At 65.4% G+C, this 24,975-nt stretch carries 19 protein-coding genes; 2 read left to right on the forward strand and 17 right to left on the reverse strand.

What is annotated here, in order from left to right:
• Positions 1 to 134: 134 nt before the first annotated feature.
• The 12 genes from FJ423_RS20810 to FJ423_RS20870 all read right to left on the reverse strand — a co-directional run bounded on the left by FJ423_RS20810 (position 135) and on the right by FJ423_RS20870 (position 17,829).
• The gene (locus FJ423_RS20810; protein WP_140844617.1) at positions 135 to 1,649 is read right to left on the reverse strand and encodes a malonyl-CoA synthase; all 1,515 of its coding nucleotides are present in this window, start codon (positions 1,647 to 1,649) and stop codon (positions 135 to 137) included.
• 108 nt (positions 1,650 to 1,757) lie between these two features.
• Positions 1,758 to 2,495 carry a GntR family transcriptional regulator gene (locus FJ423_RS20815; RefSeq protein ID WP_246680211.1) on the reverse strand — a complete coding sequence of 246 codons (738 nt, stop codon included), beginning with the start codon at positions 2,493 to 2,495 and terminating at the stop codon, positions 1,758 to 1,760.
• A gap of 261 nt (positions 2,496 to 2,756) precedes the next feature.
• Complete coding sequence (gene rpe, locus FJ423_RS20820) at positions 2,757 to 3,434, reverse strand: ribulose-phosphate 3-epimerase (protein ID WP_140686993.1); 678 nt, start codon at positions 3,432 to 3,434, stop codon at positions 2,757 to 2,759.
• Positions 3,435 to 3,722: 288 nt separating this feature from the next.
• A complete protein-coding gene (locus FJ423_RS20825) occupies positions 3,723 to 7,571 on the reverse strand; it encodes a hypothetical protein (protein WP_140844621.1) in 3,849 nt (1,282 codons plus the stop codon).
• Between the two features lie 11 nt (positions 7,572 to 7,582).
• Positions 7,583 to 9,544 carry a hypothetical protein gene (locus FJ423_RS20830; RefSeq protein ID WP_140844623.1) on the reverse strand — a complete coding sequence of 654 codons (1,962 nt, stop codon included), beginning with the start codon at positions 9,542 to 9,544 and terminating at the stop codon, positions 7,583 to 7,585.
• 358 nt (positions 9,545 to 9,902) lie between these two features.
• The gene (locus FJ423_RS20835) at positions 9,903 to 10,835 is read right to left on the reverse strand and encodes an alpha/beta hydrolase (protein ID WP_140844625.1); all 933 of its coding nucleotides are present in this window, start codon (positions 10,833 to 10,835) and stop codon (positions 9,903 to 9,905) included.
• Positions 10,836 to 11,051: 216 nt separating this feature from the next.
• Positions 11,052 to 11,834: a carnitinyl-CoA dehydratase gene (locus FJ423_RS20845; protein ID WP_140844629.1), complete on the reverse strand. Its 783-nt coding sequence runs from the start codon at positions 11,832 to 11,834 to the stop codon at positions 11,052 to 11,054.
• A complete protein-coding gene (locus FJ423_RS20850) occupies positions 11,827 to 13,905 on the reverse strand; it encodes an acetate--CoA ligase family protein (RefSeq protein ID WP_140844631.1) in 2,079 nt (692 codons plus the stop codon). Before FJ423_RS20850 ends, FJ423_RS20845 begins: the two co-directional genes overlap by 8 nt.
• 64 nt (positions 13,906 to 13,969) lie before the next feature.
• The gene (locus FJ423_RS20855; protein WP_095768160.1) at positions 13,970 to 15,133 is read right to left on the reverse strand and encodes an acyl-CoA dehydrogenase; all 1,164 of its coding nucleotides are present in this window, start codon (positions 15,131 to 15,133) and stop codon (positions 13,970 to 13,972) included.
• A gap of 4 nt (positions 15,134 to 15,137) precedes the next feature.
• The gene (locus tag FJ423_RS20860; protein ID WP_140844633.1) at positions 15,138 to 16,259 is read right to left on the reverse strand and encodes a carnitine 3-dehydrogenase; all 1,122 of its coding nucleotides are present in this window, start codon (positions 16,257 to 16,259) and stop codon (positions 15,138 to 15,140) included.
• 5 nt (positions 16,260 to 16,264) lie between these two features.
• Positions 16,265 to 16,891: an HD domain-containing protein gene (locus tag FJ423_RS20865; protein ID WP_140844635.1), complete on the reverse strand. Its 627-nt coding sequence runs from the start codon at positions 16,889 to 16,891 to the stop codon at positions 16,265 to 16,267.
• 14 nt (positions 16,892 to 16,905) lie between these two features.
• Positions 16,906 to 17,829, reverse strand: coding sequence for a 3-keto-5-aminohexanoate cleavage protein (locus tag FJ423_RS20870; RefSeq protein WP_140831948.1), 924 nt, complete (start codon positions 17,827 to 17,829; stop codon positions 16,906 to 16,908).
• Positions 17,830 to 17,960: 131 nt separating this feature from the next.
• Between FJ423_RS20870 and FJ423_RS20875 the strand changes: the two genes are divergently transcribed.
• Complete coding sequence (locus FJ423_RS20875; protein ID WP_140844637.1) at positions 17,961 to 18,941, forward strand: GlxA family transcriptional regulator; 981 nt, start codon at positions 17,961 to 17,963, stop codon at positions 18,939 to 18,941.
• Here the strand turns inward: FJ423_RS20875 and FJ423_RS20880 are convergent.
• From FJ423_RS20880 to xylA, 3 genes are all read right to left on the reverse strand, one after another.
• Positions 18,922 to 19,683: a TIGR01458 family HAD-type hydrolase gene (locus FJ423_RS20880; protein WP_348642917.1), complete on the reverse strand. Its 762-nt coding sequence runs from the start codon at positions 19,681 to 19,683 to the stop codon at positions 18,922 to 18,924. The two genes, FJ423_RS20875 and FJ423_RS20880, sit on opposite strands and share 20 nt — an antisense overlap.
• Before the next feature lie 60 nt (positions 19,684 to 19,743).
• A complete protein-coding gene (locus tag FJ423_RS20885) occupies positions 19,744 to 19,947 on the reverse strand; it encodes a hypothetical protein (RefSeq protein ID WP_095768166.1) in 204 nt (67 codons plus the stop codon).
• A 171-nt stretch (positions 19,948 to 20,118) separates the two neighbouring features.
• The gene (gene xylA / locus FJ423_RS20890; protein WP_140844641.1) at positions 20,119 to 21,444 is read right to left on the reverse strand and encodes a xylose isomerase; all 1,326 of its coding nucleotides are present in this window, start codon (positions 21,442 to 21,444) and stop codon (positions 20,119 to 20,121) included.
• Between the two features lie 111 nt (positions 21,445 to 21,555).
• Here xylA and FJ423_RS20895 point away from each other — a divergent pair, with 111 nt between their 5' ends.
• Complete coding sequence (locus FJ423_RS20895; protein WP_140844643.1) at positions 21,556 to 21,918, forward strand: nuclear transport factor 2 family protein; 363 nt, start codon at positions 21,556 to 21,558, stop codon at positions 21,916 to 21,918.
• A 197-nt stretch (positions 21,919 to 22,115) separates the two neighbouring features.
• Here FJ423_RS20895 and xylB read toward each other — a convergent pair whose 3' ends face one another.
• Entirely contained in the window at positions 22,116 to 23,570 is a 1,455-nt protein-coding gene (xylB, locus tag FJ423_RS20905; protein WP_140844645.1) for a xylulokinase, read from the reverse strand.
• An 82-nt stretch (positions 23,571 to 23,652) separates the two neighbouring features.
• Positions 23,653 to 24,972, reverse strand: a complete 1,320-nt coding sequence (locus tag FJ423_RS20910; protein WP_140844647.1) for a tetratricopeptide repeat protein — start codon at positions 24,970 to 24,972, stop codon at positions 23,653 to 23,655.
• Between the last annotated feature and the right edge of the window lie 3 nt (positions 24,973 to 24,975).

Genomic DNA, 24,975 nt, shown 5'->3' on the forward strand with positions numbered 1-24,975 from the left:
CGCGACCTCTGCCGCAGAGCGCAATGGTGCAGAATTCTGTAACCGTTGCAATGCCTTAGCGTCACGGAGTGGATCCTAGGGTCTGCGCGCGTCGCTTCGCTCCTGCTTCGGCCTAGGATGACGACGCAGTGGCGTTAGCCGGCGTAGATATCCCTATACGCCTCACGCAGAACGTTCTTCTGCACCTTGCCCATTGTGTTGCGCGGCAGTTCGTCGACGAAGATCACCTGCTTCGGATGCTTGTATTTCGCCAGCCGTCCGGCGATGGCGCCGGCAATGTCGGCGGCGCTGATCGCCGCGCCCGGTTTGCGCACCACTACCGCCGTGACGCCTTCGCCGAAATCGGGATGCGGCACGCCGATCACCGCGCTTTCGGTGACACCGTCGAGCGCGTCGATCTCGCTCTCGATCTCCTTCGGATAGACATTGTAGCCGCCCGAGATGATCAGGTCCTTGCCGCGCCCGACGATGTGGACATAGCCGTCGGCATCGATCAGGCCGAGGTCGCCGGTGATGAAGAAGCCGTCGTCGCGGAACTCGGCCTTGGTCTTGTCGGGCATGCGCCAATAGCCGGCAAAGACGTTCGGTCCCTTGACTTCGATCACGCCGATCTCGCCTTGGGCCAGCGGCTTGGCCGTCTCGGGATCGGTGATGCGCAGCGAAACGCCGGGCAAGGGGAAGCCGACCGTGCCGGCGCGCCGCTCCCCGTCATAGGGGTTGGACGTGTTCATGTTGGTCTCGGTCATGCCGTAGCGCTCGAGGATGGCGTGGCCGGTGCGCTCGCGCCAAGCCTTGTGCGTCTCGGCGAGCAGCGGCGCCGAGCCGGAAATGAAGACCCGGATCGTCTTCGCCGCCTCGCATGTCAGGCCGTCCTGCTGCAACAGCCGCACATAGAAGGTCGGCACGCCCATCAAAGCCGTCGCGCGCGGCATCAGCGACAGAATGCGCGCGGGATCGAATTTCTGCTCGAAAAACATTGTCGCGCCGGCCATCAAGACGACGTTGGTGGCGACGAACAGGCCGTGTGTGTGGAAGATGGGCAGCGCGTGGATCAGCACGTCGTCGGCGCCGAAGCGCCATTGCTCCACCAGCACGCGGGCATTCGAGGCGAGATTCTCGTGGCTGAGCATCGCGCCTTTGGAACGGCCAGTCGTGCCGGAAGTGTAGAGGATCGCGGCAAGATCGTCCGGCCCGCGCGCGACATCGCTGAAATCCGTCGCCTGCCGCGAAGCCTGGCTGGCCAGCGTTCCCTGCCCATCGCGGCCGAGCGTGAGCACTGTGGCGCCGACCGCCGCGGCAAGCGGTTCGACGCCCGAAAGGCGGCCGGGATCGCAAACGATCAGCCTCGGCCCGGCGTCGCGGAAGAAGTAGTCGAGCTCGGGCAGCGTATAGGCGGTGTTGAGCGGCAGGAAGACCGCGCCGGCGCGTAACGAGGCGAGGTAGAGCAGCATCGCCTCCGGGCTCTTCTCGACCTGAACCGCGACACGGTCACCGGGCTCGATGCCGGCCTGCGCGAGGGCATGCGCCAGCTGCGCCGACTTCGCCAGCATGTCGCCATAGGTGATCGAACGGCCGTCATCCGTCTCCATCAGCAGCCGGCCGGGCGCCGGCATGCGGGAGCGGAAAGCGCTGAAGAGATGATTGGTCATGAGATGTCCTCAAAGCGGACGAAGGCCGAATGGCGCATGCCTTGCGCTCGCCTGAGCGAATACCAGATTTGGCGCTCGGAGCAAAAACTGCGTTGATTTTTCGATCCGCTATTTACGGCCGCGTTGGGACTTGCCGGCCTTCGGATAATAACCCTGGGCGAGGCGTTCCATGCACATCGCTGCGGTGAGGCGGTAGTGATTGAGAAGCGCCTCGACCGCGCCGTCGGCGTCGCCGTCCAGCGTGCGTTCGGCGATGATGCGGTGCTCGCCGAGATCGTCGCGCCCCGTGCCTGGCGCGTTTTGCGCGATCAGGCGGTAGCGCGAGGCCTGGTCGGAGAGCTGATCGCAAAAGCCGATCAGCCAGTGCGACCGGCACGCCGCGATCAGCGCCCGGTGGAAAGCTCGGTGCAGTTTTTCCCATTCCGGATTGTTGGTTGCCGGGTCATCCGGCAGGCGGCGCTCGGCGCGCGCCAGGCGGTGCAGGGCAAGCACCAGTTGCTCTTCCCATTCTGCGGTGCGGTGCGCAATGGATTCGCGCAGCGCCCGCTCCTCCAGCCAGCAGCGCGTGCGCGTCAGCTCCTCCAGTTCCGCGGCGCTGACCGGCATCAGGAAGAAGCCGCGTTGGTCGTGACGGCCGAGCAGGCCCTCGGCGGCCAGGCGGTTGAGCGCCTCGCGCACCGGCGAGGCGCCGGCGCCATAGCGGGAAACGACCCACTCCACACGCAGTTTCGTCTCGGACTCCAGGGCTCCGCGCAGCAAGTCGTCGCGCAGTTGCTGGTAGACCGAACTGGCAAGCGTGCTTTTGGCGCCCTTGCTCTCGCCCGGCTCGGTGCTTCCGTTTGTCAATCGAACTCCTGTTGCTTTGCCCCTGGTTTGCCAGGGCCCCGCGGCGAAGCAATTCCCGTACATGTATCATACAGCCGGGCAATGTGGTGTCTCAAGTGGAAGATGACGATATTCGACTTTAAGACAAGCGGACCGTCTATTTATTGAACAAAGTAGAATCTCAGGGAAAAGTCGATGTTCCTGCGTCGCTTCATAGAATGAACAATCGTTCAATGCCTGTCGCGGTTGTACAACGCCCGCGAGGCTCGCACCGTTATATGTTTAACTGGCGGCCCTGTCGGCAGCCGTTCGAATTGCTTCGATATTTGCCCTATAGGCTTCGACGCTGCCGCCCTTGAAGACTGCGGCGCCCGCTACCAGCACATTGGCTCCGGCCGCGGTCACCAGGGGCGCGGTTTCGGCCGAAACACCGCCGTCGATCTCGATACGGATCGGCCGACCGCCGATCAGCGCCTTCACCCGTTTCACCTTGTCCACGATCGCCGGGATGAAGGCCTGCCCGCCGAAGCCCGGATTGACGGTCATGATCAGGATGAGGTCCAGCCGGTCGAGCACATACTCGATCGCCGTTTCCGGCGTTGCCGGGTTGAGCGAGACGCCTGCCTTCTTGCCGAGGTTCTTGATGGTTTGGAGCGAGCGGTCGAGATGTGGCCCGGCCTCGGCGTGCACCGTCATGCCGTCGCAGCCCGCTTCGGCGAAGGCCGCCAGGTAAGGATCGGCCGGCGCAATCATCAGATGGCAATCGAAGAAGGCCTTGGTGCGATTGCGGATCGCCTTGATCACCGGCGGGCCGAAGGTGATGTTGGGCACGAAATGGCCGTCCATCACGTCGAGATGGATCCAGTCAGCGCCGGCCGCCGCGACGGCCTCGACCTCATCGCCCAGCTTCGAAAAATCCGATGCCAGCACCGATGGCGCGATCAGGGTCTTCTTGCTCATGGCGCAAATTCTCCCGGCGGTCCTGTGCGCGTGGTCGCGCCTGTCAGGGCGATTGCCTAGAGCAATTCCAGGAAAAGTGCGAGCGCTTTTCCGTCCGGAATTGCGTGAAAACAAAGAGATAGGGCGTTTCACCGTTTTCGTGAAACGGTGAAACGCCCTCGACCATGATCCGGCCAAGGGGGGGCATGTTTTCGACGGGCGCACTGGCCCGCCTGCCGTAGAGCTTTCCTCGATGTGGAAGAGAAAACCCGCCGGATCGCTCCGGCGGGTCTCGATCTTCAGCCAAGATTACGGCTTGAAGTTCTGGATGTTGGCGCCCGCCGGATCCTGCAGCATGCGCCGCGGCTGGCGCTGCGGCACCAATTGCTGCAGCACATTTGGGTTGAGCAGGATGCCGGGGTTGATCTCGATGTCCGGCTGCCTGCGGATCGGGTAGCAATCCGGATACTGTCCGGCCGTTCCGGCCGGGCAGCGCCGCCGAGTGAAAACCGGCTGGCACTGTCCGTCGATGAACTCCGCACCCGGTGCGCATTCCACCGACGCCTTGCGGCAGGCGCCGTTGCGGATTTCGGTCCCGCGCGGGCAGACGCAGTCACCCCGCTTGTTGTGGACCTGGCCGCGGATGGCGCACTGCTCCTGGCTCGGCCTCGGTCGCTGGCAGGCCTTGCCCCGCACCACCAGGCCGTCCGGGCAGGCGCAGTTGCCGTTGGCGTCGCGCACTTGGCCGCGAACCGGGCACTGCTTCGACACGATCGGCCGGCAGGCGCCGCCGCGCACCTCCATGCCGCTCGGGCAGACGCAATCGCCATCGGCGTTGCGGGACTGGCCGCGGATACGGCACTGGGCGGGCGGCTCCTTGTCAGGCACACAAGCCTTGGCGGCACGGTCGAGATGCGTGCCTTTCGGGCAGACGCAGCCGTCCGTCGTCAGCACTGCGCCACGGATCGTGCATTTTGGCGGGACGACCTGGCACACGCCGTTCACCAGCTCGCCGCGGCGGCAGACGCAATTGCCGTTCTGGTCGCGGTACTGGCCGGGACGCAGCGTGCATTGCGGCTCCTGCGGCTCTTCGCCCCGCACGCATCTGCCGTTCTCCAGCTCGGTGCCGCGCGGGCAGACGCAGCGTCCGTCCTCGGTGCGGATCTGGCCCTGGAGCAGGACGCAACGCTGCGGCACAGGCAGCGGCAGAAGCTTGCCGCCGCCGGACGAGCATTGGCCGTCACGGAAGATGGTGCCTTCCGGACAGACACAGCGGCCGGCCGAGTTCAGCACCATTCCATACAAGCACTGGTTCTTAACCTCTCGGCTGACGGTGAAGGGATGGCACGCATAGGCCTTGCCGCGATCGCCCTGCATGCCGCTCGGCGTGCGCGACAGCACGTCGCCACCGCTTTGCACCGGCGTGTTCGGCGAGAGCACGCCGACGCAATTCTGCCCGCTGACCGTGCCCTTGAGATCGGCAAGCCGCCTGTCGTTGGGAAGGGTCACGGTGACATGGTGCTTGCGGCTTTCTCCGGCGCCGAGCGCCAGGTTGGCGATGCAGGACGCCGGCAGCGTCGCCGGCTCCGGCGAGCAGCCGAAAGGCGGCTCGATCGCGGTGATCCGGACGCCTTCCAGCCTGCCGATGCCGTCGATGCCGATTGCATCGCCGATGCGGACCGGGCCGGAGAAGGGGGTAGGCCCATCGTTCGTGATGGTGATCTCGAACGAACATGGTTCTCCCGGCCGGCATTCGGCATGGCCGGTCTTCTCGACGCGGATGGTCGAGCCGCCGCCGCCCTTCGCGCAGGCCTGGCCGATCGGGTAGACAATGTCGTCACCCGGCGCCGGCCCGTAGGAGCCGCGCGCGCAATTCTCGAACGCGCCGTTGCCGCTCACCGTCACGTCGAAGTGCCGGCTGGTTCCGGGCGTCATCGCGGCACCGGGAATCTGGCACGACAGCGTGTTGGCAGGCACCGGTCCGCAAGCCCAGTCCGCACCGTCAGGAGTGACGGTCTGGATTTGCACAGGCGCTCCGCCCGACACCAGCGTGGCGGCATCGTTGACCCGCACCGGGCCGGTGGGGGCCGCGGTGCCGGCATTGGTGACGGTGATGCGGCAGGAAACAACCGCAGCGCCGGCGAGCGAGCCATCGCAGGTCTTGGTGATGCGCAGGCCGGGCTGGCCGCCATTCGGGTGGCGGATGCGCTCGATGGCGCAAGCCTTGTTGTTGGCAAGGTCGACCTCGCCGGCAATGCCCTTCACCTCGGCGCAGTTCTCCACCGTGTCCGGCCGGTAGTTCGCCGGCATCACCGCCCTAACGACGATCGGCGTCGAGGCGCCCGGAGGCAGCGAGATGCCGGCATTGTCGCAGCGGAACTGTCCGGGGCCGTTCGGTCCGCAGGCCCATGGCGGGCTCGGCCCGAAGGTCGACGAGGTGGGCGCGCCGCCGGGGTAGGTGTCGATCACCGTCAGCGGCCCGTTATAGGTACCGGTGCCGTTGTTGATGATGTCGATCACGAAAGTGCAGGCGCCGTCCGGCGTGCAGACCGGGGTGCGGGCGCGCTTCTTCAGGATCAGGTCGACCTTCTTCTCGACCGGCGGATTGCACTGCGGATCGCGATCGCCGCGGCGGCAGATCGGGATCGAGGCGCAGCCGCGGTCGTTCTGCTGGCTGCCGAACAGCGGCTTGCCGCTGGCCTGGTAGTCATAGGCGGCGCAGTTGCGCAGCACGCCGCCTTGCCAGCCGCCCGCCGGCTTGAAGCCGAGCTTGAGGTTGACGGAGGCGCCGGGGTTGAGCGTGGCCGCCGGATAGGTGCAGGTCATCGGCGTCGTGCCGGGCGCGCAGACCCAGGGCGCGTTCGGCCCGGAGGTCAGCACTGAGCCTGCCGGCAGCGTCACCTCGTCGAGCACGATCTTGCCGTTATAGGGCGCGTCGCCGACATTGGTGACGGTGATGGTGAAGTCGCAGCCGCCGGCCATCGTGCAACGCGGCACGTCCGCATGTTTCTCGACCTTGAGGTCCGGCTCCTTGTCCTTGGGCGGGCATCTGAGGTCGCGCGGGACGACGATGTCGATCACCTGCGTGCAGCAGAGCCCCCAGCCTTCCTTCGGCCCGGCATAGGTCTCGATGCCGGTGACGACGAGGTGGATGGTCTCGCCGGGCGAAGCGCCGATGATCTTCCAGTTCAGCACGCCGCCGCCGATCGGCACCTTCTGCATGTCGGGAACGATGCTGACGCCGGGCGTCGTCGTCGACACCTGCACCCATTTGTCGCCCATCTCCGGGCCGACCGGCATATGATAGATGAAGGCGCCGCCGCCTGGCACGCAATCGACCGTGCCGCGCTCGACCTTGAAACATTCCTTGCCGGGAGGTGGCGGCGGCGGGTTGCACTTGATCAGGTCGATCTTGATCGACGTCTTCACGCCGGTCAGGAAATCGCCGTCGTCCGGTCTGTCCGGATCCTGCGAGTGGATCGTTGTTGCCGAACCGCCCCTGAAGGCCACCTCGATCTCACCCTGGTTGTCGACCGTCGTCGGCACGGGAAAGGTCGCATGGTCTATCCTGGCGGTGATGCGGAAGGTGATGACGCGTTCGTTCGCAGCACCCGCGCCATCGAGGTTGGCAGCGCTGATCCGGAAGTTGGAAACGCTGGCCGTGTCGTTCGGGCTGTCCGACGTGCCGATTGAAGCAACGGGCAGCGCTCCGCCGGAGGCGCTGGTGCCGTCGCCGGAGACATCGATGCCGACAATCTGCAGGCCGTGCGGCAGCTGGTCCTTGAAGTCGAGCCTTGTCGCTTTGAGCAGGGCGGCCACGCTTGGGCGGTCGAAGTCCTGCGGGTCGCCATGGATGCCGAAGCTCAGGACATATTCGACCGTATCGCAGCTTTTCTGGCTGCCTTTCTTGGTGAAGAAGGGCACGATCCGGGCGAGTTCCGCATTGATGCCGCGTGACGCCGGATTGGCGGCCTGATTGGTCTTGGCCGGAGCCTGGTCCTGGGCGAGCGCCGGCAGTGCCGGCATCATGGCGACCGCGATACCGGCCGCCATCAGCCAGCGCGCGCCGCGCCTGGCATATGACAGGGGTTTCATGATCGTCTCCATGACGGGTTTCGGGTTGCTCGAAACGAAGCGGGAAAGGGCGAGATTGCTCATCTGTCCCTCCCTCAACGTTCGCAGCTGACGGCTGGCGTTCTGAGCGGCAGCGTCATCTTGCAGCAAGGGTAGTAGCCACCCTTGTCCTGGTCGGACTTGCGGTAGAAGCAGAGCCCGACATTGACGGTGTCGCCCGGATCATGGCCGGTGATGTCGATCGTGTAGGGCTTGCCCGGAACATGCGACATGGGGGTTGATACCCCGACGCCGGGCGTCCTGGACTGCGCCTTGATCGAATCGCCGCCAAAGCCGGCATGGTCATGGAGATAGAGTTCGGCCCGCAGACCGCGTGGCGTGCAGTAGTAATGCACGTCCTCGATATCCACGCAGGGCGGCAGGTTGCCGGGGGGCGGGAACTCCGGCGGATAGAACGGAGGCAGGTAGCCGCCGCCGGGGATTTCCTCATAGTAGCCGGCGCGGCCCTCACAGGGGCGCCAGACCCTTACGTCGCCGACATGGCCTTGGACGTCCGGGTCTTCGAAATAGCCGTCGAAGTCGACGAACCATGAGCCGAAGGGCGGAACGTTCGCCGGCTTGACCAGCGCGCTTGGCGTCAGCTGGACGCCATGCACGGCAAGCGGCCCGCCAGCGGCGAGACGCTCGGCAAGTTCGGGATTGTCGCGCAACTTGTCGCCGGTGTTGACGACGGTGTCGGTGCAAACGGAAGTGTCGAGATTGCCTTCGGCGTCATAGCGATATTGCAGGTCGACGCCGCCGGCCGACTGACGGTTGCCTTGCGGGAAGCCGACGGCATATTCCTGCGGCACCTCGACCCAGGCCGATTCCGTTGCCGGATCGTCCGGATCGTCGCGCCAGTAGCGTATCAGCTCGCCTTTGCCGGAATCGGCGAAGCGGCTGTAATCGTAGCGGTTCTCGACCGGGCCGCGCTGGGCGAGATACATGAAGCCCTTATTGTCGAAGGCGATGTCGGTGACGGCATAGTCCTGGTCCGCCTTGACCGTCAGTTCCCAGCGCGGACCGCCGGCAAAGCCTCCGTCGCTCGCGATGCCGACCGACCAGATTTCGGCCTTCTCGCCGACGGAATAGTAGAGCCGGCCGCCATGATAGGCGACAGCCCAGACGCGGCGCGCATCCTGCGTGTAGCCCCAGGTCGCGCGGTCTTCGCTATCGAAAGCGGCAGCCTGGATGTCCATCACGGCGGTGTCGTCGGCGACCGGGGCGAGCCCATGCGCCGGGCGCCCGGCAACGCCATGGTCGAAGCTGTCGATCAGATTGCCCTCGATATCAATGCGGTGAATCAGCCCGGTGTCGAGATCCGAAGCGAAGAACTCGCGATGGGTCGGATCGAAGGCGAGATTGGCGATGCCCGGCCCGCTGTTGGTGTCGATGTCGGCGAATTTGGAGACGACGCCCGTGATGCCGTCGATCTTCCAGATCGTGCCCGGACCGCCGCCATTCTCGGTGCCGAACTGGCCGTCCATGAAGGTGGCGCCCGCGGTGCCGCGGCGCTGCCGTTCCGGCCTGCCGTCATGGTCGGCGTCCGGCGTGACGATCTCGACGCCATGCAGCGAGGTCGCAGCCGCGTAGAGGTTGGGAACGCCTGAGGGCACGCCGTCGCGCACGCCATCGTCATAGGCGAGGCCGAACACCTCGCCGATCTGCCCGGCCGTCACCTCGAAGGGCGGCCGCGTGTTGACGAGTTGGCCGGAAGCGGGCCCGCCGAGATGCGAGACGTCGAAAATGCGCAAGGATGCGCGGGATGTATCGATGAAGGTCTCGTCGACCGGGTCGACGCCGGGGGGCAGACCCTGATCGAAATCGGGAATGGTGGTGCCCGGAAAGCCGGTGACCGCCATCGAACCGGGATAGATGATCTGGGTTTCCTGCGCCTTCGCCGCGCCGAGCCACAAGCCGGCGGACAGCGCCAACGCCAGAATTCCGCCGCTTGTTGCGATTGCGCGGCGCAAACGGCGGCCACGGGAACGCAGGAACGAGCCGCGAACGCCAGACATTGAACTCCCCCCGAAGCCGCTGGAAGGAACGTCCGCCTCTACCGCGCCAACCAGGGCAAGGCGCGGCGTTCCGGCACGTTCTTCCCCGTTCGAATTGTCTGTTTTCCTCTTTGTGACGATACGCCGGCTGCCGGGCAGGGTCAACGGAATCAGCCGGAAGCCCAGCGCGTCGACCGAAGGCGGTGATCGCGCTGGGCTTCCGTTGTTCCCGGAGACCGCGAAGTCTCTGGGTTTCTGGTCATGGCGGCTTTCCTTTCCGGGCCGCGCCATTGCGGCGCCTGGCCATCAGTCGCTGGCCGGCGTGGAAAGGTTCATGGGAGGATAGCGGGGTGGAAAGTGTTTGCGGTCGCCAGGGGCGTTACCAGATCCAGTCGCCCCGGCCGAGCGCCGATACCGCCTCGACGATGCGGGTGAAGCTCGTCCGTGCCCGGCCGACCATGTGGCGGCCTCTGAGGTAGCCATGCACCAGGCCCGGCTCCTCGAACCAGGCGGCGCGCCCGCCGGCCGCGATGATGCGGTCGCGATAGGCTTCGCCGTCGGACGACAGCGGGTCGCACTCGGCGGTGATCAGCACCGTCGGCGGCAAATAGGCGAAATCGGCGTCGGCCAGCGGATAGAGCGTGATGTCGCCGGTCTGGTCGACGCCGGCGGTGCGGATATGCTTGTAGAAGTGGAGATCGCGCACGGTCAGCATCGGGGCCTCGGCATGGGTGACGTAGGAGCCGCGCGAATGGTCGCCGCCGAGCCCGGGATAGATCAGCATCTGGCCGGCCGGCTTCTTTTCATGGCCGCGCGTCGCATGCGCTACCGCCGCGCAGAGATTGCCGCCGGCGCTGTCGCCGCAAAGCACGACAGGGCAGTCATAGGTCTTGGCGGCCCATTCGAACGCGTCCATGGCGTCGTCGAAGGCGGCCGGATGCAGATGCTCCGGCACCAGCCGGTAGTCGACCGAGACCACCTCGTAACCGGTGCGGGCGCAAAGCTCGGCGCAGACATCGTCATGGCTCTCCAGCCCGCCCAGGATAAAGCCGCCGCCATGAAGGTAGAGCACCATCGCAGCGTCGTTCGGCTCCGCGTTGCGATAGATGCGGATCGGGATGCCGTCGGCGATGCCTGTCGTCAAGGCGGTCACGCCCTGCGGATAGCCGGCAAAGAACTCGCGGCACATCCGGTCATAGATCGCGCGCTGCTCTTCGATCGTGTAGTCGATCGTGTCCGGCGGATAATAGGAATTGGTCTTCTCGATGAAGGCCCAGGTTTCGGCGTCGATGAGGGTTTTGTAGTCGGTCATGGGTGCGGAACAGGTAGCCAAGGCCGAGCCCAGGCCCCCCTCTCTGTCCTGCCGGACATCTCCCCCTCAAGGGGGGAGATTGGCAGTTTCGTCGACGGAACTTCTTTCCCAACGTCGGCGATTGGCGAAAGCGGGCGTGACATCTGATCTCCCCCCTTGAGGGGGAGATGCCCGGCAGGGCAGAGAGGGGGGCCTCGCTCCGTCATTTCCGCAGAATCACTTGCCCTTCCAAACCGGCTCGCGCTTCTCCGCGAAAGCCCGGAACCCTTCCATATTGTCTTCCGACCCGTAGAGCTTATCGACCGTCGGCAGCTGCCGGCGCGTCACCTTGTTCATCGCGTCCTGGAAGGTCAGCGCCTCGGCCACCCGCGCCGTCTCCTTGATTGCGGCGAAGACCAGTGGTGGGCCGCTGGCGAGCAATCTTGCGATCTCCCAGACGCGCTCCTCGAGCTTGTCCTTGGGCAGCACCTCGTTGACCAGGCCCCAGCGATGCGCCTCGGCGACATCCATCCAGCGGCCGGTGAACAGAAGGTCCATGGCGATGTGATAGGGGATGCGCTTCGGCAGCTTGATGGTCGCAGCGTCGGCCAGCGTGCCGGCGCGGATCTCCGGCAGCGCGAAGGAGGAATGATCCGAGGCGTAGATGAGGTCGCAGGACAGCGCCAGCTCGAAGCCGCCGCCCACCGCCATGCCGTTGACGCAGGCGATCACCGGCTTGTTGAGGTCGCGCAGCTCCTGCAACCCGGCAAAGCCGCCGACGCCGTAATCGCCGTCGACCGCATCGCCGGCCGCCGCCGCCTTCAGGTCCCAGCCGGCGCTGAAGAACTTGTCCCCGGCCGTCTTGACGATGGCGACACGCAGTTCCGGATCGTCGCGGAACGCCTTGAAGGTCTCGCCCATCAGCCGCGATGTCTTCAGATCGATAGCATTGGCCTTCGGCCGGTCGAGCGTGACCTCGAGGATCGTGCCCTCGCGGCGGGTGGTAATGATTTCAGCCATTCTTCTTCTCTCCAAGCACGAGCAGGGCGTCCGCGATCCAGGCGCCCTTGCCTTCGGCGCAGACGATCAGCGGGTTGATATCGAGTTCCTCGATCTCGCCTTCGTTCTTCTGCACGAAGTCGGCAATGCCGGCGATGGCGTCGATGGCGGCGTTGACGTCGGCCTTCGGCCGGCCGCGATAGCCTTCGAGCAGCGGATAGAGCTTGAGCCCACGCAATGCCGCCTCGATGTCGTCGCGCGTCGCCGGCAGCATCAGGGTCACGCTGTCGCGCAAAAGCTCGACCAGCACGCCGCCGGTGCCGAGCGTCATCACCACGCCGAACATCGGATCGCGGGTGAAGCCGACGATCAGCTCGGCGACGCCGTCGCGCACCATGCGCTCGGCATAAAGCCCGGTGCCGAGCGGCAGAAGGTCATGCGCGGCGGCGCTGACGGATTCGGCGTCCTTGAGGTTCAGCCTGACGGCGCCGACTTCCGACTTGTGCGTCACGCCGAGCGCTTTCAACGCTACCGGGAAGCCCAGCGTCATGGACGAGATCACCGCCTCCACCGCGTTGGAGGCGCGTTCGCCCTTCGGCACCGGCAGGCGGGCCTTGATCAGCCTTTCCTTGGCCTCGGCCTCGTCCGGCGTTACGCGTTTGGCTTCGGACGTGCCTGCCGCGGTGGTGTCGACCGGCTGCGCCTGCGGCTCATGCCAAGCCCAGCCGATGAAGGCGGCGGCTTGGGCGGCGTCCATGGCTTCCGAGATGCCGAACAACGGCACCATGCCGCGCGCCATCAATCCGGCGGTGTATTCCTCCGGCAGGTTTTCCGGCAGCGAGGAGACGATCGCGCCTTGCGCCTTGTTGGTTTTCAGCGCCGCCTCGAAGGCGCGCAGCGTCGCCCACCAGTCGACGTCCGAGCAGCGGTCCGGGCGCGGGAAGTCGAGCACCAGCATGTTCAAGTCGAAGCCGCCCGACACCATGGCGGTGAAAGTGGCCGTCATCGCCGGCTCGTTGTTCCAGATGAAGGTGTGGTAATCGAGCGGATTGGCGACCGCGACCAGCGGTCCGAGCGTCGATTTGACATGCGCGCGGTGCTCGGCCGTCAGGGCCGGAAAATGCACCCAGCGCCCCTCGGCGCTGTCGGCCATCACCGAAGCCTCGCCGCCCGAGCAGCTCATCGACGAAAGCTTGTAGCCGGGCAGGGGGCCGGTGACGTGCAGAAGCTTCAGCGCCTCGATGAAGGCCGGAATGGAATCGACGCGTGCTATGCCGAGCCGCTTCAGGAACGCGCCGGAGGCAGCGTCCGAGCCGGCCAGCGAGGCGGTGTGCGACACCGTCGCCTGCCGCGCCTGTTCGGACCGCCCGACCTTCATGGCGATGATCGGCTTCCTCAACTCGCGTGCTCGCGCCGCCAGCTTCTCGAAGCCGGCGACCGAATCGAAGGCTTCGATATGCAGGCCGAGCGAGGTGACGCGCTCGTCCTCGATCAGGCCCAACGCCATTTCCGAAAGGCCGGTCTGCGCTTGGTTGCCGGCCGTCATCAGGAAGGCGATCGGCAGGCCGCGCTTCTGCATCGTCATGTTGATGGCGATGTTGGACGACTGGGTGATGATGGCGACGCCCTTGCCGCCCTCGGCCAGGCGGATGCCGCCATGCTGGTCGGGCCAAAGCAGCGCGCCGTCGGCATAGTTGATCAGGCCGTAGCAGTTCGGCCCGATGATCGGCATCTGGCCGGCGGCCGCGACGAGCTCGGCCTGCAGCCGCTCGCCGTCCTCGTCATAGGCCTCGGTCTCGAGGAAGCCGGCGGCGAAGCAGACGGCGCCGCCGGCGCCGCGTTCGGCCAGCGCCTTGATCACCTCGATGGTCAGATGCCGGTTGACGCCGACGAATGCGGCGTCCGGTGCTCCGGGCAGGTCGGCGACGGAGCGATAGGCCTTGCGGCCGGCGACCTCGTCCTTGGTCGGATGCACCGGCCAAATCTCGCCGGCAAAGCCCATCTTGATCGACTGCGCCACGACGGCGGCGGCCTGCGCCCCGCCAAACACGGCGATCGATTTTGGGCGCAAGAGACGTTCGAGTTTATGCATGGCCATCTTTTCGTTTGAGCGCGATCTTGTCCAAGGCCGGATCCGAGCCTTGGCGCATCATGCTCTAAGCTCCGAACGGACGCAGCAGCGCCCGCGAAATAATATGTCGCTGAATCTCCGACGTGCCTTCCCAGATGCGCTCGACGCGGGCATCGCGCCAGATGCGCTCCAGCGGCAGGTCGTCCATCAGCCCCATGCCGCCATGGATCTGGATGGCCTCGTCGGCGACGAAGGCCAGCATCTCGGTGGCCTTCAGCTTGGCCATCGCCATGTCCTGGTCGGTGACGGTGCCCTGATCGTACTTCCAGCCGGCTTCGAAGACCATCAGGTCCGCAGCCTTGAGCTCCGTAGCCATGTCGGCGAGCTTGAACGAAACGCCCTGGAACTTGCCGATCTGCTGGCCGAACTGCTGGCGCTGCGCGGCATATTCGATGGCATGCGACAGCGCGCGCTCGGCGCGGCCGAGGCAGGTGGCGCCGACTTGGAGACGCGTGGCACCAAGCCACGAGTTCGCGACGTCGAAGCCCTTATGCACTTCGCCGAGCACCTGGGAAGCCGGCAGCCGGCAGTCGTCGAATTCGAGGATCGAATTGGTGTAGCCGCGATGCGAGACATTGCGGTAGCCGTCGCGCACCGTGAAACCTTTGGTGCCCTTGTCGACGAAGAAGGCGGTGATCTTCTTGCGCTTGCCGCGCGGCGAATCCTCTTCGCCCGAAGCCATGAACACGATGGCGAAATCGGCGATGTCGGCATGCGAGATAAAATGCTTGGTGCCGTTGAGCACCCAGTCCGAGCCGTCCTGCACCGCGGTCGCCTTCATGCCGCGCAGGTCGGAGCCGGCGCCGGGCTCCGTCATCGCCAGGCAGTCCGACTTCTCGCCGCGGATGCACGGGAAAAGATACTTCTCGCGCTGCTCCGGCGTGCCGGCAAGCAGGATGTTGGACGGACGCGCCACGCAGGTCCAGTGCAGCGCGTAATTGGCGCGGCCAAGCTCCTTCTCGTAGAGCAGCCAGCTCACCGTGTCCAAGCCGGCGCCGCCGACATCGGCCGGCATGTTGGCGGCATAAAGCCCGGCCTCGATCGCCTTGGCCTTCAACTCGTCGATCAGCTCGCGGCGCAGCACGCCGGTGCGCTCCACCTCGCGCTCATGCGGGTAGAGCTCGTTCTCGACGAAGGCGCGCGTCGTCTCGACGATGAGCTTCTGTTCTTCCGAAAGACCGAAATGCATCGCCTCAGCCCTTCTTTTTGCTCTTCTTCGCCTTATCGCCCTTGGCGGGCTTCTCAGCCTTTGCCGGCTTGGCTGCCTTCTTCACCGGCTTGGGCTTTTCGGCAGTTTTGGCTGGAGTCTTCTTCGCGGCCAGCTTGGCGAGCTGCCTGGTATAGTCCTTATGCAGCGCGCCGGCACCCCAGCCCTTGCCCTTGTTCTGCTTCGACAGCGCTTCCATGATCGCGACCAGATTGTCGTCGCGGATCCTCTCCAGTTCGCGGATCGACAGACCATGCGCCTGCTCATCCGACTGCGTGGCGATCAGGTCGACCAGCTCGTCGTTGAACTCGGGCACGTCCATCAGCTTGGTCCACGGCCATTTCAGGCAGGGCCCGAACTGCGCCATGAAGTGGCGCATGCCGGCCTCGCCGCCGGCGACGCGGTAGACCTGGAACATGCCCATCTGCGCCCAGCGCAGGCCGAAGGAATAGCGCATGATGTCGTCGAGTTCCTCGACGGTGCAGATGCCGTCCTTGACCAGCCAAAGCGCCTCGCGCCATGCGGCCTCGAGCAGGCGGTCGCCGACGAAGGCCTCGATCTCCTTGCGCACCACCACCGGCTTCATGCCGATCGAGGCGTAGAGCTCCTTGGCCACCTCGATCGCCTCGGGGAAGGTCTGCTCGCCACCGACGATCTCGACCAGCGGCAAGAGATAAACCGGGTTGAACGGATGGCCGACGACCAGCCGCTCCGGATGCTTCTTCATCGCCACCTGCATGTCGGTCGGCTTGATGCCGGAGGTCGAGGAGCCGACAATGGCGTTGGCGGGCGCATGCTGGTCGATCTCGGCCAGCACCTTGTGCTTGAGGTCGAGCCGCTCCGGCACGCTTTCCTGGATGAAGTCGGCGTCGGCAACCGCCTCGGCGATGGTCTTGGCGAAGGTGAGCTTGCCTTCCTTGGGCAGGCCGCCGGGCAGCATCTGCTTGTAGGCGCGGCGCGCGCCCTTCATCACTTCGCCCACCTTGCGCGACGCTTCCGGATCGGGATCGAAGATCGACACGTCGATGCCGTTCAGGAGCAGCCGCGCCACCCAGCCGGCGCCGATGACGCCGCCGCCGATGGCGGCCGCCTTGTTGATGATGCTCATGCTTGTCAGGCTCCGGTTCTCGTCTTGGCTGTTTCGGGATCTGTTAGGGCCACGCGCTCGCCGGTGCGGATCACCGCCGGATCGTAGGCCTTTCGGGCGAAGACCTCGAGCACGAAGGGCCGGTAGAACTCGACCGGCAGCGTCTCGTAGTCGGGATCGAAGCTCGACTGGTCCCAGCGCTCGCAGAACTGGTCGCAGTCATCGAAATAGAGGTGGCCGGCGAAGCGGTCGCGGGCATGCCGGTTGCCGCCCAGGTGATGCGCGTAATAGAGGCGCTGGAAGTCGCCGTGCTTTTCCACCACCCAGGTGCATTGCTCGCGCACGAAGGGTTTCAGGATCGCAGCCGCATATTCGTCATGATTGTAGGGCGCGTAGATGTCGCCGATGTCGTGCAGCAGCGCGCAGACGATCCAGTCCGTATCGGCGCCGTCGCGCCAGGCGCGCGTCGCCGCCTGCAGCGAATGGCCGAGCCGGGTGATCTTGTAGCCGGAAAGACCCTCATCCAGCTGTACGATCGCGTCGAGCAGCCGGTCGCCGGTCTTGGCGGCGTAGTCGATCTCATGGGCGGTCAGGAATTCATAGTCTTCCTTGTCGCCGTCCTTCATCGCAGTGAACTTGACGGTATCAGCCATGGCCAGCGCCCGCCTTAAGCCGCGGCAGCGATCGGCGCCCGCTTGGTGAGGTTGAGCTTCTTGCGCACTTCTTCCGGACCGAGCACGCGAGCGCCGAGATTGGTCACGATGCTCGCGGCACGCTCGACTAACTGCGCGTTGGTGGCGAGCACGCCCTTGTCGAGCCACAGATTGTCTTCCAGGCCGACGCGGACATTGCCGCCGGCAAGCACGGCCGCCGCCGCATAGGCCATCTGGTTGCGGCCGATCGAGAAGGCCGACCAGTTCCAGGTCGAGGGCACGTTGTTGACCATCGCCATGAAGGTGTTGAGGTCGTCCGGCGCGCCCCACGGCACGCCCATGCAGAGCTGCACCAGCGCATCCGGGTCGAGCACCTTTTCCTCGACCAGCTGCTTGGCGAACCACAGATGTCCAGTATCGAAGGCCTCGATCTCGGGCTTCACGCCCAGCGCCGTCATCATGCCGCCCATGGCGCGCAGCATGCCCGGCGTGTTGGTCATCACATAGTCGGCCTCCGCGAAATTCATCGTGCCGCAATCCAGCGTGCAGATCTCCGGCAGGCACTGGCGCACATGTTCCATGCGGTTGGTGGCGCCTCCCATGTCGGTGCCCTTCTCGTTGAGCGGCAAAGGCGCTTCCGGCGAGCCGAACACCATGTCGCCGCCCATGCCGGCAGTGAGGTTCAGCACCACGTCGACGTTCGCTTCGCGGATGCGCTCGGTCACCTCGCGGTAGAGATGCACGTCGCGCCTCGGCTTGCCGGTCTCGGGGTCGCGCACATGGCAATGGACGATCGCCGCACCCGCCTTGGCGGCGTCGATCGCCGAATCGGCGATCTGCTTGGGCGAGCGCGGCACATGCGGGCTGCGGTCCTGCGTGCCGCCGGAGCCGGTCACGGCACAGGTAATGAAGACCTCGCGGTTCATCGCAAGCGGCATCTTGATCCTCCCAGATTCGATCGGCCATGCATGCCACCCAGAAGCGGGAGCCGATAGCGGCACGGCATGCACGGCAATTCACCAAGAATGCCCGACTTGCCGGAAACTGTTTTGCGTTTTACGAAGCTCTCATGATCAAAAGCGAAAAGCCGACCATCTTTCGATCCGAGCGCGAGAGGCTCAAGGTTACGCTCCTCGTGTTCTCGGGGTCCTCGATCATGTGCGTGGCTTCGGCGGTCGACCCGCTGCGCGCAGCAAACCGCATCTTGGGCGAGACGCTGTTCGATTTCAAGCTGGTCTCGGTCACCGGCGAGGCGCCGGTGACGACATGCGGCCTCCCCGTGGCCGTCAGCGGCCGCTTCGACGCGGCCGAGGCCACCGACATGCTGGTTGTCGTCGCCGGCTTCGGCACGCAGAACTACGCCACGTCGGCATTGCTCGCGGGCCTGCGCAGGGCAGCGCGCGCTGCCCGCGCCTGTGGCGGCGTCGAGGCCGGCACCTGGCTGGTGGCGCGCGCCGGCCTGCTCGAGGGCCGCAGCGCCACCACGCATTGGGAAGACATGGAGGATTTCTCCGCCGCCTTTCCAGGCGTCGACGTGCGGCCGGACCGCTATGTCATCGACGGGCCGGTCTTCACCTCCGGCGGCGCCTCGCCGACCTTCGACCTGATGCTGCATTTGGTCCGCACCAGGCTCGGCATGGCCGCGGCGCTCGATGTGGCGAGCGTCTTCATTTACGACCAAGCGCGCGCCGCGACCGACGCGCAGCCGCTGGTCTCGCTCGGTCGGCTCGACGGCTACGATCCTAGGCTTGCCCAGGCGATCCGGCTGATGGAAGCGCATGTCGACCAGCCGCTCACCATCGACGCCGTGGCAAAACGCGCCGGCGTCACGGCAAGAACGCTGGAAAGCATTTTTCGCAAATCGATCGGCGAGACGCCCGGCGCCTATTATCTGAGGCTGCGCCTCAGCGCCGCCCGGCGGCTCGTGGTCGATACGCGCATCGCCATGGCCGACATTGCCGGTCGTACGGGCTTTTCCTCCGCCGCAGCATTTTCCAGGGCATTTTCAAGAGCTTTCGGCGAGGCGCCGGTCAGGCTGCGGCGCGGTTGAGAATCCAGTCTGTTGCGGCGGCGAGGTCATCGACCACTGCCGTCGGAGCCGGATCGTATCGCGTCTCGTCCTTGGGGCGGTACTTGCCGGTCCGTACGAGCAGCGCCGCGCCAAGACCGGCGCTGAGCGCGCCGGCGACATCGCTCTCCGCGTCGTCGCCGACCATGACCGCATCGGCCGCAGGGCAGTTCAAATCGGCGAGCGCCGAAACGAAGAAGTCCGGCGACGGCTTGCCGAGCACGACGGGCTTTCGGCGGCTGGCGAATTCGAGGGCCGCAACGAAAGCGCCGGCGTCGAGGCTGAGCTGGCCGTCCGCATCCTTGAAGGTGCGGTTGGTGGCCAAAGCCACAAAATCGGCACCGGCGGATAACGCGCGGAAAGCACGGTTGAGACTGGCGTAGCCGAACGCCTCGCCCGCATCGCCCACGACGACCGCCTTGCCGCTTCCTCCCTCCAGGCCCGAAAACTCTGCTTCGAGATCGGGATGGACGAGCAGATGCGGCTCGCGCCCATGCCTGCGCAACCATTCGATCGCAGCGCGCGCCGGCGTCAGCAGTTCTTCATCCGCAACTTCGATGCCCATGGCGGCAAGTTGCGCGACGATCTTGCTGCGCGGCGAGCGTGTCGTGTTGCTGACAAAGCGGAGCGGCAGGCCGGCCTTGCGCAAACGCTCGACCGCGGTCACGGCTCCTGCGATCGGGGTATCGCCATCATAGACGACACCCACAAGATCAAGCAGCACCGCGCGTATCATCGGTGCAGGATGGAGAAGCCACCTCTTTTCGTCAAATCACGGGAATTGTCAGGCGGCGTCGCGGCCTTCGCCGACGATGCGCGTACGCATGCTCTTGGCCAGCGCCGTTTCCAACCGAGCGGCGACCGCGCGGTCCCATTCATTTGTCTTGCGGCCGCCGTCTTTTGAATGGGGCAAGGCCATCAGCCGGTCGATGATCGATCCGGTTTCACCGGACGAAAGCAGGGCGTCGATCTCGCGTTCGTGCTGCATATCGGTTCGCCTCCTTCTTCTTCACCCGCCACAGGAGCCACGTTTATACGAGTTCCGTGACGGCTGTTTGAAGGCAAGAGCGGGGCGATTGAGGGGCGGCTCGGGGCAAAACCTTGTCGTGAAGTTCTACCCCGCGCGAATGCTATACGCTCGGGCATTCCGCCTGAGCGATCAGACGTAGCGGTTGACGATGTTCTCCAGCAGTTCCTGCCGACCGGAGCGCGGCTGCGGCTCGATCTTCTCCTTCACGACGCGCTCGGCGATCTCCTCCAGCGTGCGCTCGCCCGAAAGCATCGCCTTGCCTTCGGCGGTGTTCCAGCCGGCATAGCGCTCGGCGAGCGGGCCGGACAGCGCCTTGTCCTCGATCATCTTCGCCGCAGCTTTCAGACCGCGCGCGCAGGCATCCATGCCGCCGATATGGCCGATCAGGAGGTCGTCCGGGTCGAGCGACTGGCGCCTGAGCTTGGCGTCGAAATTGGTGCCGCCGGTCTTGAAGCCGCCGCCTTGCAGCACCTGGTAATAGGCAAGCGCCATTTCCGGCACGTTGTTGGGGAACTGGTCGGTGTCCCAGCCCGACTGGTAGTCGTTGCGGTTCATGTCGATCGAACCGAAGATTCCGAGCGCATTCGCCAAAGCCAGCTCATGCTCGAAGGAATGGCCGGCCAGGATCGCGTGGCCCTGCTCGATGTTGAGCTTTACTTCCTTCTCCAGCCCGAAGCGCTTGAGGAAGCCGTAGACGGTGGCGACGTCGTAGTCGTACTGGTGCTTCGTCGGCTCCTGCGGCTTCGGCTCGATCAGGATCGTGCCCGTGAAGCCGATCTTGTGCTTGTAGTCGACGACGAGGTTGAGGAAGCGGCCGGCCTGTTCCTGCTCGCGGGCAAGGTCGGTGTTGAGCAAGGTCTCATAGCCCTCGCGGCCGCCCCACAGCACATAGTTCTCGCCCTTGAGCTTCTTGGTGACGTCGATGCAGCTCTTCACCGTCGCCGCCGCATAGGCGAACACATCCGGATCGGGATTGGTGGCCGCGCCGGACATGAAGCGGCGATGCGAGAAGAGGTTCGCCGTGCCCCAGAGCAGCTTGACGCCGGTCTCTTCCATCTTGGCCGCGAAATAGTCGGCGATCTCGTCGAGGCGCGCGGCGCTCTCCGAAAAGTCCTTGCCTTCCGGGCGCACGTCCGCGTCGTGGAAGCAGAAATAGGGCGCGCCGAGCAGCGAGAACATTTCGAAGGCAACGTCGGCCTTGAGCTTGGCCAGCTCCATCGTGTCGACGCCGCCCGGCTTGGCGAACCAAGGGCGGTCGAAGGTCTGGCCGCCGAAGGGGTCGCCGCCCGGCCACGCGAAGGAATGCCAGTAGGCGACGGCGAAGCGCAGATGGTCTTCCAGCCGCTTGCCGGCCACCACCTCATCGGGGTTGTAGTAGCGGTAGGCCAGCGGATTGGTCGAATCCGGCCCTTCATATTTGATTGTCTTGATGTCGCCGAAAAATCCGTTGCTCATGGTTTCCTTCCTCTCCGAGATGGTTTCCCGATTACCTCAGGCGTAATTGGTTTCACTCTTTTGCCGGGCGAAAAGCGTCATGTCGAAACGATCCAACGAAGGACCATGACAATGACCGACCTCAACACGATCGCCCGCAATTACATCGCCGCCTGGAACGAGATCGATGCGCAGCGCCGCAAGGCGCTGCTCGAAGCCGCCTTCACCAGCGACGTCAGCTATCGCGACCCGGTCATGCAGGGCGACGGCCATGACGGCATCGCCGCGCTGATAGACGGCGTGCAACAGCGCTTCGCCGGCTTCCGCTTCTCGCTGAAGGGTGAGCCGGACGGTTTCGCGGACAAGATCCGCTTCTCGTGGAATCTTGGGCCGGAAGGCACGGAATCCGTCATCGAAGGCACCGATATTGGCGTCATCGAGAATGGGCGGCTGAAGAGTGTCACCGGGTTCTTGGATAAGGTGCCGGCGCAGTGAGGCTAATTGCGGAGAGGCGATGTGAGGCCCCCCTCTCTGGCCTGCCGGCCATCTCCCCCTCAGAGGGGGAGATTGGCAGCTTCGAGGCCTCGCCTCTCCTTGCAACGCCGGCGATTGGCGAAAGCCGGCGTGACATCCAATCTCCCCACTTGCGGGGGAGATGCCCGGCAGGGCAGAGAGGGGGGCCTCGCACATAGTCACGCAGTTATCGCTCTTATCGCCGGATACAGCGCCCGATACCTCTGATACGCATCAGCATAAGCGCCACCCAGCCCGACATCCGGCTCGATCGTCGCATCCGTGGCCGGCGCAGTGCAGACGGCAAGCGGATCGGCCCCCGTCGCGGCAATCAACCCCAACCTTGCCGCACCAAACGCCGCGCCGAAATCGCCGTCGGTCGGAATATCGACCGGAACCTGCAGCGCGGTAGCGATCGCTTTCAGCCAATAGCGCGAGCGCGAGCCGCCGCCGATCGCGGTCACCCGGCTCAGCGTCGTGCCGGCCGTCTTCAGCGCTTCGAGACTGTCGCGAAAGGCGAAGGCGACGCCCTCGAGCACCGCCTGCGTCAGCACGGCCCGGCTCGATTGATGCGCCAGCCCGGTGAAGGAGCCGCGGATGGCGGAATCATTGTGCGGCGTGCGCTCGCCCGAGAGATAGGGCAGGAAGGTAACGCCCGTCGGCGCCTTCAGCGTATCGCCGAGTTCGCCGGTCAGGTCGCCGGCGCTCTTTGCCGTGATCTCTGACAGCCAGTTGAGCGAATCGGTGGCCGACAGGATCACGCCCATCTGGTGCCAGGTGTCGGGCAGCGCATGGCAGAACGTGTGCACTGCGCTTTCCGGATTGGGCAAATAGGAGGCGTTCGCCGCAAACAGCACGCCCGACGTGCCGAGCGACACGAAGGCATGCCCGGCGCCGACCGTGCCCATGCCGCAGGCCGAGGCCGCGTTGTCGCCGGCGCCGCCGGCAACAGGAATACCCGCCGCGACGCCCCACTTGGAAGCAAGCTCACCGCGCAGCCCACCGGCCTTGGCAGTGCCCTCGACCAGCGACGGCATGTGCTTCTCGTCGAGCGACGTCGCCGCCAGCAATTCGGGCGCCCAGCGCCGCCTGCCGACATCCAGCCACGAGGTGCCGGCCGAATCCGACATCTCGGAAATATGCTCGCCGGTCAGCCAGAGCCGCAGGTAATCCTTTGGCAGTAGCACCTTGGCCACTCTGGCGAAGATTGCCGGCTCGTTGTTCTTCACCCAGGCAAGCTTCGGCGCGGTGAAGCCCGGGAAGACGATGTTGCCGGTGAGCTTGCGGAAGCGCGGATCGGCATCGAGCGCGGCCGCCTCGACATGGCTGCGCGTGTCGTTCCACAGGATGCACGGGCGCAGCACCTTGTCTGAGGCGTCGAGGAGGGTGGCGCCGTGCATCTGGCCGGAAAGGCCGATGCCCTTGATCGCGGTGAGCTCTTTCGGATGGGAAGCCTTGAGTTCGCCAATCGCCGTCTCGCAGGCCTCGATCCAATGCGCCGGATCCTGCTCCGACCAACCCGGATGCGGCCGCGAAACGTCGAGCGAGCCATGGCCGGAGCCGATGACCTTCTGGCCGTCGTCGATCAGCAGCGCCTTGACGCCCGAAGTGCCCAGGTCGAGGCCGAGATACATGATTTCCTCCCACTGCCGTTAATTTTTTCGGATCCCGAAAAAATCTGGCTTGGCCAGTTTTTAGGACAAGATCCGCTCCGGGTCAATTCTCTGACAAATCGGCGGCGCGACGCGAGAACAGCGCCGACAGCGGGCTGTCGGGCCTGGCGAGCTGCCGTTCGGCCGTCAGCGCTCGCGCGAGCGCCGTATCGCCGGCGCGCAGAGCGGCCTCGATCAGCGTCAGGTCGATCACATCGCGCTGCGCATGGCTGCCGCCGAAACGATGCGCGATCGAGCGGATCGGCCGGATCAGGCGCACGGCCTCGTCATATTTGCCTTCGCCGAAAGCCTTGATCGCAAGCGTCAGCTGATGGCCGACATCGCGCGTGAACGCGGCGTTGTCATCCTCGCCGCGCATCGCCTCGCGCTGCGTCTCGATCAGCGTTTTCGCCGGCGCCTCCAGCCCTGCGCCGACAAAGGCCATCATCGCATGCGCGTCGTTGAAGGCATAATTGCCGGCGGCGGCTTTTGGCATCCAGTTGCCGGCAAGCGCCGCCCAGCGGTCGCCGACATCGACGCCGCCCAGAGCGAGGCGCCACAGGATCGCCGAGGCATCGACCATATTGAGCGCCAATGTCGAGCGGTCGCCATAGATCGGCCCGTCATAGAGCTTGAGCACCTCGTCGGTTTCGCCGAGATCGTAATGGAACAGCGCCAGGTGCCACCAATTGTGGATCTGGAGAAAACTCTCCTTGGTCCATGCATCTGGATTGGCGCGCATCCAGGCGATGCCGTCTCGTTGCCGGCTTTGCATTTCCATGACATGCGCGACCGCATGCTGCGCCCAGCCGTCGCGCGGTTCGATCTCCACAGCCTGCCGGCCGAAGGATTCGGCACGGCCATAATCGCCCATCTCCTCCAGCCCGAACGCCTGCATGCCGAGAACGGCGTGGTAGCCCGGCATGCCTTTCTGCCAGGCCGGCAGCGCCCGGCCGATGCGGTCGCGCAGCATGCGCGCATTGCCGGTGAAGAAATCGATCTGATGCCCGACCTGCAGCGCCAGCGCATCGCGCGGAGTGTCGATCGCGATGTCTTCGAGGATGCGCGCGGCTTCATGCCAGCGGCCATCGGCTAGATGCCCAAGCGCCGCAACATGCGCCCGTTCGCGCGTGGTGCCGGCGAGCGGCAGCGCCGCCATGTGGCATGATCGCGCGACGGCCATTGCGTCCCGCTCGGTGGCGAGGCCGAACAGATAGCCCTTGAAAACATGCGCCATGACGAAGGCCGGATCATCGGCGATGGCGCGGTCGATGGAGCCGACCGGGTCGCCGATGAAGCATTGCAATTCATGCACGGCGCGGGCGTAGGACGAAAACCCGGCTTCGGTCACACCGGAATAGGTAAGACCGAACGCGTCCTTCATAGC

Origin of the sequence: Mesorhizobium sp. B2-8-9, assembly GCF_006439475.1 — a bacterium.
In the GTDB taxonomy this organism is placed as follows: Bacteria; Pseudomonadota; Alphaproteobacteria; order Rhizobiales; family Rhizobiaceae; genus Mesorhizobium.